The 13891-nt window shown below is 52.4% G+C and carries 6 protein-coding genes; all 6 read right to left on the bottom strand.

The window, feature by feature from the left end:
• Window positions 1-14: 14 nt before the first annotated feature.
• The 6 genes from ACPV3A_RS34980 to ACPV3A_RS34955 all read right to left on the bottom strand — a co-directional run bounded on the left by ACPV3A_RS34980 (window position 15) and on the right by ACPV3A_RS34955 (window position 13574).
• Window positions 15-2522, bottom strand: coding sequence for an S-layer homology domain-containing protein (locus ACPV3A_RS34980; protein ID WP_426204429.1), 2508 nt, complete (start codon window positions 2520-2522; stop codon window positions 15-17).
• Complete coding sequence (locus ACPV3A_RS34975) at window positions 2440-4101, bottom strand: metallophosphoesterase (protein ID WP_426204427.1); 1662 nt, start codon at window positions 4099-4101, stop codon at window positions 2440-2442. Before ACPV3A_RS34975 ends, ACPV3A_RS34980 begins: the two co-directional genes overlap by 83 nt.
• 222 nt (window positions 4102-4323) lie before the next feature.
• On the bottom strand, window positions 4324-5319 hold the full coding sequence (locus ACPV3A_RS34970; protein WP_426204425.1) for a Gfo/Idh/MocA family protein: 996 nt from the start codon (window positions 5317-5319) through the stop codon (window positions 4324-4326).
• A gap of 38 nt (window positions 5320-5357) precedes the next feature.
• On the bottom strand, window positions 5358-5684 hold the full coding sequence (locus ACPV3A_RS34965) for an antibiotic biosynthesis monooxygenase family protein (protein WP_156088569.1): 327 nt from the start codon (window positions 5682-5684) through the stop codon (window positions 5358-5360).
• A 230-nt stretch (window positions 5685-5914) separates the two neighbouring features.
• Window positions 5915-12004 carry a phosphodiester glycosidase family protein gene (locus ACPV3A_RS34960; protein WP_426204423.1) on the bottom strand — a complete coding sequence of 2030 codons (6090 nt, stop codon included), beginning with the start codon at window positions 12002-12004 and terminating at the stop codon, window positions 5915-5917.
• Window positions 12005-12479: 475 nt separating this feature from the next.
• Window positions 12480-13574, bottom strand: coding sequence for a CapA family protein (locus tag ACPV3A_RS34955; RefSeq protein ID WP_194541310.1), 1095 nt, complete (start codon window positions 13572-13574; stop codon window positions 12480-12482).
• Window positions 13575-13891: the final 317 nt, after the last annotated feature.

Raw genomic sequence — 13891 nt, 5'->3', positions numbered from 1 at the left:
GCTTCATAATTCATTCAGTTCACGTATTCAAGAAGTCCGATAATCAGCGTCACGGCTTCCGCTCGTGTTGCGAATTGCTGTGGTGCGAAGTGATTGTTACCCACACCGCCCACAAGTCCTGCATCAACCGCAGTCGCAATATACGGCGCAGCCCACTTCGGAATTTCCTTCGTATCTTTAAAGGTCAATTCCGCTTCCGAGTCGGGATTCATTCCGCTGGCACGAACGATCATCGCTACCAGCTCGGCCCGGTTCAGCGGCTTATGCGGACCGAAGGAGCCATCCTTGTAACCGCTGATAATGCCTGCTGCCACGCCTTGCGCTACAGCATCCTTGGCCCACGAAGGAATCTTGCCTGCGTCCGTGAACATAAGCTTAGTCCCGCCTTCGGTCAGATGCAGCGCGCGGCCCAGCATAGCCATGAATTCAGCCCGCGTAACCTGTTGATTTGGCCTGAAGGTTCCGTCCCCATACCCGTTGACAAAGCCTGCTGCCACGGCCTTATCGATGGCTGATTTGGCCCAGTGCCCTGCAGTATCCTTCAGCGCCGGTAGATTCCCATTACCCGAATCCGTACCGGGGTTGCTTCCAGGCTGAGAACCTGTTTCCGATCCGTTACCCGGGTTCGTTCCATTCCCGGCACCTGAACCGTTCTCCGAGCCTGATCCTGAGCCGGAACCAGGATTATTGCCTGAACCAGAGTTGCTTCCTGATCCTGGATTGGATGTGCCAGGACCCGGATTCGGTGTTCCTGGACCTGGAGTTCCTGGATCTGGATTTGGCGTTTGAACATCCTTCTTTACGATACCGAATTGATCAATGATAAATGGCTGTGCACCATTGAGGTTCTGATCAATTTCATAGCTGACCGCGGTCAGCTTACCGCCATCGATCGTAATACCAACGAAATTTTGGACCTGGCTGCGTTTCGGACGCCGGTTATCGCTCGGATCCGGTCCGTATTTGGCCGCATGATTTTCTTCCGCGCGTTCAAACAGTCCGTAGTATGCATCTCCAAGCTTCTCGTTCGGATTCTTATAATAAACTTTCGGTCCTGCAGTTGCCGGAATCAAATAGATTGTACCGTCAGGATTCACCGAGTATTCCAGCTTCTCACCGTTTAGCATCTCCGTAATCTTCTCCGGCTCTGCCGCTTTGCCGTCAGCCTTGATCGGTTTGGTACGGGCATAAATATGATCATGACCCTGCAATACAAAATCAATGCCGAGCTCTGCCATTATCGGAGCAATCTTGGAGCGGACGCCATTAGCACCCATAATATCAGAGTCCGTGGCATGATTCGACGTGGTGTACGGACCTTTATGAATATTGACGATCACCCACTCCGCTCCGGCTTTTTTAGCCTTCTGCACATCTTGTTTGAGCCATTCCACCTGCTCGACAGAGAAATTATCGTATACGTCCGAGTCCTCATTGGAATTCAATACAACGAAATGCGCGTTGCTGTAATCGTATGAGTAGTACGCTCCGGTCTCGGTTGCCGAATTATCCGGCTGCTGTACATTGAAATGCTCGATGAAAGCGTAGTTTTCATCCTCGTGGTTACCTGCAGATGGCACCAGCGTCGTACGGAGCAAGCTTTCCTGCGAATGACCTAATAGCCAATTCCACTGTTCTTCCTTGATGCCCTTGTCTACAATATCGCCGTTATGGACGACGAATTGCGCTTCCGGCACGGTAGCCAGCGCCTTGGCAAATGTCTCGGATGAAAGCACTGCTTCATCTTCTGCCTTCGCCTGCGTATCAGCCAAATCAATGAACGTGAACGCTCCGCTCTCCGGTGCAGTCCGGAAGGTTCCCGTCTCACTCCAAACCCCAAGCGCTGCATCCCCTACGCGGAAATCGTAGGACGTATTGGGCTTGAGTTTCGTTGCTTCGGCTTTATGCACGAGTTCTGCTGCTGAATTAGTAGAGGCAGCCGAACGTCCTTGGAACGTGATCCCATTCGTAAAGTCAGGAGCGACAGCAGACTTCTCCACGATCTGAAGGTCACTGCCTGTCACCTGCTGGGATGTATACCAGGTGAAACCCTTGGATGTTTTGGTATCACCGTGGAACGTAACCGTCACTTTGCTCACTTTTTCCTGAACAGGATCCGGCTTCGTCTCTTTCATGATTCCAAACTGATCCACGATAAACGGCTGCGCGTTGTGCTGATTCTGATCGATTTCATACGTCACAGCTGTCAGCTTGCCACCGTCGATTGTAAACCCGACAAAGTTCTGAACCTGGCCTCTGGCAAGGCTGGTTGTATTACCGTACTGGCGGGCGTGGTTCTCTTCCGCGCGCTCAAACAAATTGAAATATGAATCACCCAGCTCCGGCTTCTGGTTCTTGAAATAAACCTTGGCTCCTGCGGTGGCCGGAATCATGTAGATGGTTCCATCCGGCTTAACTGCATATTCGATGTTCTGCCCATTAAGCGTCTCGGTAATTTTTCGTGAAATCCTCGGCGGTTCCGTCGCTCTTGATCGGCTTTGTCCGCGCATAGATGTGATCATGGCCCTGCAGCACCATATCAATTCCCAGCTCGTTCATCAGTGGAGCAATTTTATTTCTTACTCCGTTCGCGCCAATGATGTCGCTGTCGGTTGCGTGATTCGAAGTTGTATACGGCCCTTTATGGATATTGACGATAATCCAGTCTGCGCCGGCAGCTTTCGCTTGCTCCACATCCTGCTTCATCCACGCGACTTGCTCTGCAGAGAAATTTGCGTACTCGGACGAATTCTCATTGGAGTTAAGTACGATGAAATGCGCATTGCTGTAGTCATAAGAGTAGTATGCGCCAGTAATCGTAGCAGCGTTGCCTGGCTGCTTCACATTAAAATGCTCGTAGAAGGCGTAGTTCTTATTCTCGTGATTCCCTGCGGACGGGGCAATTGTTGTATTCAAAAGGCTGGATTGTGAATGGCCCAGCAGCCAGTTCCATTCCTGCTCCGATGTGCCGTTCTCCACTACATCTCCGTTATGGACAACGAATTTAGCATCTGGAATAGTGGCAAGTGCTTTGGACAAGGTAGCTGCCGACAGCATCGCCTCGTCCTCTTCCTTGGCTTGCGTATCCGTCAGATCAATAAACGTGAAGGCGCCGCTAATAGGTGCCGTCTGAAAGGTACCAACCTCGCTCCACACATTCAGGCTCTGGTCCCCAACTCTGAAATAATAGGAGGTATCCGCCATTAAACCTGTCGCTTCCGCTTTATGTACATGCTCTCCCGGAGAATTCGAGGAGACGGAAGTACGGCCGCTAAATGCTAGCGCCTGACTGAAGTCTGGCGCGGCCCCGCGATTCTCCACAACCTGGACATCGCTTTGGGAAGAACCCAGCGGCGTATACCAGGTAAAGCCTTTCGCGCTGGTCGCGTCTCCATGGAAGGTTACCGTAACCTTGGAAATATCAAGTGCCGGTGCCTGCGCTAACGCGGTAAGCTCCATATCGAAATATAGATCCGAGCTGCTGTCGCTCTGCTGATGGATCTCGACCGCAATTTCGTTATTGCCGTCCTGCAAATATGTTTTCAACGGCTCGGTCAGGTCCACGTCCCCATATATAACGGGTAGGTCCTTGCTCGAGGTCGCCTTCATGTCGTACGTGATTTCGCCTTCCGGCATGCCCATGCGTCTTACTTCATGACCATTGACGTAGAGCACGGCGCCGTCATCAATGCCGAACGTGCCGAGAATCTGGCCGTAACCGTCAATTTGGTCCTTATTGACTTGAAGATTCGTTCGGAAATACGTCGTTCGGTGCTTGAGCTTTTTATCCGTACCATAGTCTACTATGGTGCCCAGCGGACCAAACTCCGTGGTTGCTATGCCGCTTCCGTTATCTTTATAACCAAAAGGAGCGAATCCGGATTCCCATGAGGAATCATCGTAGGTGGAACGCCATACGGTTGTTAAATCTTGGCCCTGATCAAAATACTTCCACTCCGCATTGCGCTGAAGTAAGATATCAGGCTGATCCTGCGTTGCTGCTTCAACAGTGGATAAGGATCCGACCCCTGCAAATAATCCAAACACTAACGCTGCGGATAACAGCATGGATACTAGCCTTTTGTACTGATGAGTAATCATGTATTCTCTCCTTTATGATGCTGGATGTGTGTGAAGCGAGACTGTCAAACAGCTCCAGCATAACAAGGGGAGATTAATGGCTTGTCATCCCAATGTAAAGCTTATGTAAATAATGACATTGAAAACATATCATGATATAGCTCACGTCACCTGAACTATGACAACAACAAAAAAGCAGGGCGAGAAGTTCTCTCGCACTGCTCCCTTATACGCCAAGACGGCTTAACCTTCCGAAGGATACTTCAGGCCCCACTGCCCCCGGATCTGATCCAGCAGCCTCATAATCGCAAGCGACTCATCAAGCGGCATCACGTCGCTCTCCAGCCGCCCTTCCAGCAGACATTGCCCCACTTCGTAAGCCTCGAAGCTATACCCTTTTTCCTGACGATCATCCGTAACAACCACCGGTTCCTCGCCATCAACATGAAGCGAAGCGGATGTTGCATTCAGGAAGGACGGAATGTGAATATACCCGTTTGTGCCATAAATATAAGCTTCATTCGTCAATCCTAGCCGGATCGCCCCGTTTAACGAAGCAGTCTTCCCGGATTCATAAGATAGAATAACCGAGAACTGCTCATCGACGCCCGTTTCGCCGATATGCGCGGTACTCCATATCTTCTCCGGCTCGGTTCCGAAAATCATGGATGCAAACGATACCGGATAAATACCCGCATCCAGCAGCGCGCCGCCGCCAAGCTCCAAATTCAGCAAACGGCCCTGCGGATTCCAGCCGCTCCGAAAACCAAAATCGGCCTTCACGAGCCGAACGTCGCCGATAAGTCCATCGTTCAGCCATTCGCGCACCTRCCGGATCGGCGTAAGGAAACGCGTCCACATGGCCTCCATCAGGAACAGCTTCTGCTCCCGTGCAGCCGCCACTAATTCCTCCAGTTCATCCCCGTTAATCGTAAAGGGTTTCTCGCACAGGACGGCTTTGCCGGCCTGAAGACACATTAAGGCATGATCCCGGTGCAGCGGATGCGGAGTCGCTATGTACACAACGTCAATATCGGGATCCTTCACGAGTTCCTCGTAACTGCCATAAGCCCGCGGTATATCATATTTGGACGCAAACTCACCTGCACTGCTCGCCGTACGTGAGCCTACGGCCACAAACTGAGCGTTCTCCACATACGCCAGATCGGCTGCAAACTGCTCCGCAATCCAGCCTGTCCCCATAATTCCCCATCTGATCTTGCCCGGATTCTGCATCATCATTATTCCTCCCCATCCTCTTCCTTGATTGGCCTTGCCTAAAGCTTGTAGAAGCTATCCCTCTCCACCTTGCAAATTCGCAAGCCAAAGCTTTCATACCACTCGTTCTTGCCCCGTTCCTGTGCTACCTGATGTGCGGCATTTTCCTTCCATAAACGAATGGCCTCCAGGGAATCCCAGTACGATACCGTGATCCCGAGACCCTCATCCCGGGCAGACTCCACCCCCAAATAGCCGGGCTGCTGCGCTGCGAGCTCTGCCATTTTATCGGCCATCATCCCATAACCCCGGTCACCCTCTGTACGCTTGGACACAAAAATGCAGGCATAATACGGCGGCTTCGGCGTGTTCGCGTATTCCGTCATCCTCTTCCCCTCTTCCCGGTTACCAGATTAGCCATTACTCCGATTTACATTCACTCATTGACCATGTAATCATTATATCGGAACTTCCGCCATTCTTTAACCTGTAAGAAAAATGTCTTTCGACGTATATGCTATGAAGATAGACCGCGGTTAGTCTAAAAAAGRAAACCGCCTCTCTTCCACTGTGATGGTCTACAGGAGAAGAGAAGCGGTGTTCTGCCTTCTAGAATTTACTTCAGCTTATTCAGCAGATTATAAATGACCTGCGCGCTTTCCGCACGCGTGGTCAGGCCATCCGGTTCAAAGCGGCTCGGCGTATGGCCCTGAACAAAACCGAGGGCATGCGCGGTTTCTACCGCTTCCCGAACCCAGTCCGGGGACTCGGCGAGATCAGTAAATCCGCTTCCCGCGCTGATGCTCTCCTGCTGCAGTTTCATCGCGTGGGCATAAGCACGCACCAGCATTGCCGCCATTTCCTGGCGCTTGATCGGAGCGTCGGGCGTAAAGCTGTCTTTGCCGGTTCCGTTCACGATGCCGGACTGGGCAGCTGCTGACACGGCCTTGGCGTACCATTTGCTTGAAGCTACATCGGCAAACGGTGCAGGTCCTTCTGCCTTAAGATCCAGCAGACGAACCAGCATCGCGGCAAATTCAGCCCGGGTCACTTGCTGGGCCGGTGCGAAGCGGTCCGCGCTGACGCCTTCGATAAGCTGCTTCGCAGCCAAATCGCCGATAACTTCCGCAGCCCAGAACGAAGATGGAACATCCGCAAAAGTTTTCTCGTAATCCAGCAAACCATAAGCGCTGAAATGGCGGATTCCCGCGGCCATGCGGCCGTCTTTGTTTACACCGCCGATATACTCCAGCTCTCCGCTGCCCGATACATAGTACATGGAGATTCTTTTACCATGAGCATCTGAAGATAAAGGCAGTTCCAGCATAATCGGATGATCGAATTCGGTTAAGCTGTAGACTTTGCCGTCCGCTGTCGTCAGTTTAAGCTCGAACTCCAGCATGGCTCCGGCTGCTGTCAGCTTAGCGCCGGAGACGCGGGAAGCTTGCGCGATCCGCTGCTTCATCTCGGCCTCCGTTAATGTGGCGGTACTCAGTTTTATCGTGCTCTTCTCAAGCTGGCCGGCATCTGCAAGGGCGCCAAGCTCGCGAAGCACTTCGGCCGGGATCGTTAGGGACAAATTCTTCGCTTCAAGGTGGATCGAACCATCCTTGAGTATATCTGCTGCATTCCCTGGCAGCGTGATATCCGTAAAGTTTCCATCCACCGACAAGGTCACTTGCCCGTTCGACAATTTAGCTGCAAGCTCGCTGGCGGATAAGGTGATGCTGCCTGATGACGGCGGTGTCACGGGCGGCGTTACCGGAGGCGTTACCGGTGGTGTTACCGGCGGCTGCACGGGCGGGTCTACCGGCGGCTCCGGCCCCGGATCGGGATTACCCCCACCCCGGGTAATTACCTTCAAATCATATTCCGACTTGAACCCTCCATAGGTTGCCGAAATGACGGTCGCCCCTTCGGCCAAAGCTCGCACCGAGCCCTGTTCATCAATGGAAGCTACGTCCGGCTTACTGCTCGCATAGGTGATGCCTTCGATTAAACGGATACGGCTGCCGTCGGTATATACCGCCTCTGTTACCGTCTGGTCGGCATCCCCGACCTTCAGCTCGGATTTGCCGCTTAAGAGGATCGATTCGATGCTGCCGTTCGGAATTCGGTCCACCGTAATCTTCACGTCTGTGTAGACGTCCGGTGCAACCGTGCTGGTCGCTCTTACCACCGCGCTGCCCAGACCTTGAGCTGTCACGATGCCGTCTGCGGATACGCTGACGACGTCATTCGACGGTTCGGAATGGTAGACGGACCACACAACGGTTCGTTCCGCACCGCTCGGCTTCACATCAGCCAGTAACTTTTGGCTCTCGCCTACAGCTAGCGTCAGCTGGTTTGGAGTTACTTCAATCCGCTGCGGCTCCGGCTTCGTTTCCGATTTCGTCAGCGTAAACTCGTCCACGACGCGTCCGCCAACCGTTTTGGTTACGAAATGAAGCTCGTCTCCTTTCACTTCCACGGAGGCATACATTTGAGTCTTCTCTTCGTCGACCACCTCATGCCAGCCCCGCTCCGTGTGGGAGTAGAATTTAGGGCCTGACGATCCCGCCACGACGTAGGTCGTGCCCTTCCCTTCCGCGGCAATCTGGTTGTTCATCATCGGGTAGGAACGAATATAAATATGATCATGTCCGTTTAACACGAGATCCACGCCGAATTCCTCTAGTACCGGCGCCCACAGGCTGCGTACCTCGGCGGAATCGTAGATGCTGCCGTAAGGCCCGCGGTGGAACATCGCGATGGTCCATTCCTTAGTATTGTTAGCCAGATCCTGCTGAAGCCACTTCTTCTGATCCTCCAGCTGATACTCGCTGTTCAGCATAATGAAATGAACATCCTTGTAATCAAAAGAGAAGTTGGTTCCCTTCAGGCTGTCCAAGCCATTGCCCGGCTGGTTAAAGTGAGCCAGGAAATCCCCGTTCTCCTTATTCCCCATCACTTCATGGTTGCCGATGGCAGACACTAACGTTGTATTCAGGAAATGCTTCTGGGCTTCATCGAACCAATAGTTCCACTGCTCCTCCAGGAAGCCCTTGTCCACCATATCCCCGGCATGGACCATGAATTCGGCGTCCGGATGCTCTGCTGCGGCCTTATCGATCGTATTCCCCCACAGCTCAAACTCTTTGGCGGTGGAGGCCTGGGAATCCGCAAAATACAGGAATTTCGTTGTGTCTCCCGCAAGCTCTGTCGTTTTAAACGAGCCTTGGGCACTGTAATGGCCTTGGCCATCACCCACACGGTACACATATTCTGTGCCCGGCTCAAGGCCAGACGCCGTCGCTTTATGGACGCGGACCGTGCCGAGATCCAAAGTATGGTACAGCTCGCTGGCACCATTGAACTTCTGGACGTTCGGCGCATCGAAATCCGTAAATTCGGACCGCTTGGTCAGTTCCACGACAGTCCCATCCGTCGCCGGGTCCGTATGCCAGTTCAGCATCCGCGACGTGGTTGGATCTTCGCCCATGCCCACGCTGATGTTAAACGGAGTAGGACTTCCAGCCAGCGGCGAAACCTTAAACTCCAAGGCCGGACTATATTGATTGTTCTTCACGGCCTGCACGGTATACGTCTTGACCTGGGATGTCAGCGCCCCGGTCTTCAGGATACCCGCCGCATCCGTTGTGCCTATCGCTGCCGCGTCAGCCATGATCTGGACGCCTTCCACAGGCTGACCATGGGCATCGGTCACTTCGAACACCGTTTCGTATCCCTCTACGATTCCATCCTTATTCCAGCTCAGCGCATAATGCGCTGCGATCTGCGATTCGATCGGAAGACCATAGAACGAAAATTCGGTATTGCCCGTATCGGTGAAGGATACCGCTCCGGACGTGAGCGCTATGATACTGCTGCCGGCTGCGTTCTTTTTCACGTCATACCGGATTTGGCCGATCCAATCCGTATCCTGCAGGGATGCGGTATGGATGTCCTTCCAAGTCACTCTTACCTTTCCTGTTGTACCGTCGATGCTTGCGCTAACCTGGGATGCACTCAGCTTGTCCCCTGGTATGAGCTCCAGATTCTCCACTTTGGTGGGATCGAATTGGAAATCGACATGGCCGCTGCGAATTTGGGATGTCTTCACACCGCCGATATCCAGCGTGTAACTGCCGCCAACATAGATCGTATCCGGCGTATTGTACACCACCTTGGCTGAGCCGGTATTTACGATGAAGTTCCATTCCTTGGTCGTTTGGTTGCCCGACAGATCTCGGACGGTGACTTTTGCTTGATGAACGCCATCGGCGAGCGGAACACTCGGCGTGTAATGGATTCTTCCTTCCGGCGGATACAGGGTATGCTGCACCAGACTTCCATCCAGATAGAATCGGATTTTGTCCGGATCAATCAGCGTCGTTCCCGGGTGTGCGACAGGATCATAGCCTGCATCCTCGGCATACACGGTAATGGTCGGCGTGTTCTCTGTAATCTCCGTACCGTCAGCCGGCGAGAATTTCTTCAGAACCGGTGGATCGATATCGTCATTGGCCGGACCGTACAATGCGCGAATTTCGTCCACGTAGATGGCTCCAGCGTCTTTTTTCGCGTTATTTGTTTCCATATATCGTACAGGTGCGTCCATCTTCAGCGGAAGGGTTCTTCCTTTGGGTACGGACGCCTCGAGATACTTCCATCCCTTGAAGTCGACGCCGGTTGTCTGATCGGTAAAATCGAGCCCGATTGTGCCTTTGCTGTCACGCAGTTGGGCACGAAGCCAGTGCGTGTTGCCATCCCCGTACACCCACATGCTGATTTTCTCCGGATAGCCCGGAATTTCGATATAGTCCGCAGCGCCTGTCGTCTCCAGATAAGCACCGGAGGTGCCTGTCGTCCCGGTAAAATCGTACTCCAACTTCAAGGCGCCATTCCCGGAACGAATATAGGTGTCATCGGTTTCAATGGATACCCTGCTGTATTTGAACAGCGCACCGGCGCTCGGTTTATAACGGCTAAGGCCGTTCTCGAAATCTTCGATCATGACCGGCGGAAGCCCGACGTTCACTTCGATTGAGGTCTCGATTTGACCGTACTTCACGAAGATTTTACCGCTGACGTCCTGCTTGTCCGTGGCGGTAAACGTTCCGTTGCCGTCAATCGTCCCGATATCGCCTTCGGTACGCCACTCCAAACGGCTATTGTCGGCCTGTACCACTTGACCATTGCGAAGCGCCGTGACCTTGAGCGTCTCTGTCGAGCCGGAAGAGAAGGTCTTCACCGCGTCCGAGAACTTGAGCTCGGTCAGCTCATCAACAACTTCCAATGCGGCTTTTCCCGTCAGATTACCGGATTGTACGGATACCTCGGTCAATCCAGGTTGGTTGCCTGCCTTAAACGTCCCGGTGGCGTCGATTGTCCCATAGGCTGGGTCAACGCTCCAAACCGCGGCCTCCGTCATATTCGCCGGATGCAGATTCTGATCCACGGCCGCCGTTTTGAAGGTAGCGGATGAACCAGTCAGCACTCTTTCCAGCGTCGGTGCAACGACAAGTTTATTCGCTGCTCCTTCTGGCGCCTTGTTCACCAGTAAAATGCCGTTGGCCGTTTTGCGTTCCCCGCCGTCCGACGGCGAGTTGAGCACTTTGCGCTCCGTTTCTCCCGGCAGGCGGGCAACGAAGGTGGCCGAACCGCCTCCGTCCAGGTTCAGTGCGTTCACTACGCCAAGCTCCTGCAGCATTTCGCCAAGCTCGATGTAGGTAAGCCCTTCACTGAACCCCGGCTGGCGGCCATCAACCTCGAACAGCACAACGGAGCCGTCCGCTTTGCTGCCCACCACCGTTCTCGGGTGTACAGCCGGATCGGTATGCTGCTGCACGACGCCATCCTTGACCAGCATCACGGTACCGCCAATCGCCATCGTGACGTCCCGCCATTCGTTATCCAGCTGAAAACTCGCCGTCACTTCATCCCCTACCTTCAACCCGGCAAGCTTGTTCCGCTGCGAGCCCGAAGCGGACAGAACCACTTGACCTTGGCCAATCGGCGAGTTCCCCTGGTCCTTAAGAACGGAAGCCACCTTCATCGTCAAGGTCTCCCCGCTGGCGGCCCTGCCGCTTACAATATCCAGAATGACCTCGTCGCCAAGATTATTGGTCATCGTGGTGGCATTGAATTTTTCGGTATAAAGGACAAGTGCGTCCGTCCCTCTTAGACGGTTGATAGAGGACAGGCTGCTGACCGTTCCGCCTATCGTCACGTTTTTCGTTAATTTCGGACTGCCGTACAGGCTCGTTCCGTCCTGCTTAATGCCAAAGGCGTTCCGGCCGCTGGGCGGATCCGTCAACAGTTCCCCGTCCCCCATAAACAATCCGAGCGGAATGCCGGTGGACATATCATAGAAATCTCCGTTTACCGCGGCGATGACGCGATTGCCTGCCTTGTCGGCATCGGACGCCATTTTGCTGACTCCCTGCATGCCGTATACCTTGCCGTCCGTGAGACCCGGCTGAAGCTCCAGATTCCCTTGCGATGGGTTGAACTCCACCATGTGGACCTTCTGCTCGCCGCTGCCCTTTTGCATATTCGCCCACGTATATGTAGCCCCCGGCCCGATCTCCATCTGCCGCATATCCATAATCGATGACGCGGCGGCAGCTGGATCCGCGGCAGCAGCTTGTCCTGCGGGAAACAGCAGCGATAGAAACATCACTCCGCTGAGCAGCGATGATATTCTCTTTTTGCTCCTTAACATGTACATGAATTCCTCCTTCTCTCTGCTTGGACTCTGGTTCCTCTCGGTTGTAAGTCCGCTCATGAACGAAAGACCTACTCGGGAGTATAACGCTGGCTTGTTAAATCCACCTCCAATCTGTGTTAAGACGAAGTTAACTCTGCCGCTATCGGCTTTACATTCAGTCATTAGCTGGAAGGGCTGCAAAAAAGTATGCTGCCGATCCGTAATTACCGCTCGGGCGACCGAAATTAACTCGTCTTCTCTCTCTTCATCATATTGAAATTTTATTTCAATTTACAATATATTTTGTAAAATTTTATTTTATTTTTTCGGCAGGAATTTCCGGTCGGATGACGTAAGCGGAGCTTTTGTCGAATACGGGGAATAAAAACAAACGCCTTTCTGCCAGGTTCCGACTTATTTTTAAGGTGAACTTAACAGCACACAAAAAACAACCGCAGCATATAGCCGCCGTTGTTTTCAACATTCCCTATTATTTTTTGCTGACGTTGCCGTTGGCATCAATCTTTGCATTATAGGAGAGTTTGTTCAGTTTCGCGATGATCTCTTTGTTGTAGTTCTTGTCCATCAGATTCGGTTGGCCTTGAATAATCTTCACCGGCGTAACCCGGCTCGTGATCTTGGAGCCCTGAATCTCAACATGCACCATCATCGACAGCAAGGTTTTATCCCCGCCCCGAGTCGAGCGGTTGAACACGAAGTTCCCGAGCGAATAATAAATCGGCTTGTTCTTGTAATATTCGATGCCCATCAACGTATGGCTGTGCGATCCGATAATGATGTCGGCACCGGCGTCGATCAACTTCTTCGCCATCGTGCGCGCATATTCTTCCGGATAGTCAGCGAATTCCTCGTTCCAGTGGATGTACACGATTGTGTAATCATTTGTTTTTGCCGATTTCTTGATATGGCTCAGCATCGGCTCCAACGTGTAAGCGGAAGCTGCGCCCGGATGGTTCTTGCCCGCGATCCAGGAATTGTCCGACAGCACCCGGCTGACGCCCAGCACCGCAATTTTCTTTCCGTCAATGCTCTTCACGTAAGGCTGGAAGGCCTCGTCAATATTTCGCCCCGCTCCGGTATATCCGATCTTCTGGCGCTTCAGATGGGTAATCGTGTCCAGCATGGCCTGCTGGCCATAGTCCAGGATGTGGTTGTTCGCCAGCGTTACGCCGTCGATTCCCGCGTATACCAAGCCCTTGAGCGTGTCCGGCTTCGAACGGAAGGCAAATGTTTTATCCGCAGCCTTGCCGCGAATGGAGACCGGCGTCTCCAGGTTGGCAAATGCCATATCCGCCTCTTTCAAGATGGGGGCCACCTTCTTAAACGGGTATAGGTTCCCGAATCTATCAATCTGGTTCCCCACGTATCCGTCTAACAGAATATCACCTACAAAAACAAGATCTATCGGTTTACTCTTCGACTTGGCTTGAGTGGTTGTACCCGCTTTATCCTTAGTCTCTTGGACCTTGCTCTGAGTCTCTTTACCATCCGTGCCTGCCGCCGAGACCATACTCGCCGGAATGAGCATAACGATAACCAGAATGAGGCAAAATAATCTCTTCATATACATGCCGCCTTTCCAAATAAGAACTTCTAAGAAGCTAGTCATTTAACATGTTTATCCTATCATAAATTGAAAGAAAAGGGTATTTATATCAAAGGAACCATTTAATAGAACCCAACCCTGGGTGCTAACCAGTCAGCTCTTTCAGCACTACCCATAGCCTTAGACTTGAAATGCCGAGAAAAAGTTTCAATATTCGCAAATTATATTGAAAACATCGTAATTTGCTTATATATTTAAACGTATCGTAAGTGTACATTGAATATTAATTACGTTTTGTAATAATTACATGAGGAAATTCTACATATAAGTAAACA

This window comes from Paenibacillus sp. Dod16, assembly GCF_049893405.1.
GTDB lineage: Bacteria > Bacillota > Bacilli > Paenibacillales > Paenibacillaceae > Paenibacillus_AQ.
Note: the sequence above shows the minus strand (reverse complement) of the source record. Positions and strands in the feature narration are given on the sequence as shown.

Bases quoted from the DNA above. Each gene is read 5' to 3' on its own strand.
- ACPV3A_RS34955 (WP_194541310.1), bottom strand. From the start codon at position 13,574: ATGAAGAGATTATTTTGCCTCATTCTGGTTATCGTTATGCTCATTCCG.
- ACPV3A_RS34960 (WP_426204423.1), bottom strand. From the start codon at position 12,004: ATGTTAAGGAGCAAAAAGAGAATATCATCGCTGCTCAGCGGAGTGATG.
- ACPV3A_RS34975 (WP_426204427.1), bottom strand. From the start codon at position 4,101: ATGATTACTCATCAGTACAAAAGGCTAGTATCCATGCTGTTATCCGCA.
- ACPV3A_RS34980 (WP_426204429.1), bottom strand. From the start codon at position 2,522: ATGATCACATCTATGCGCGGACAAAGCCGATCAAGAGCGACGGAACCG.
- ACPV3A_RS34965 (WP_156088569.1), bottom strand. From the start codon at position 5,684: ATGACGGAATACGCGAACACGCCGAAGCCGCCGTATTATGCCTGCATT.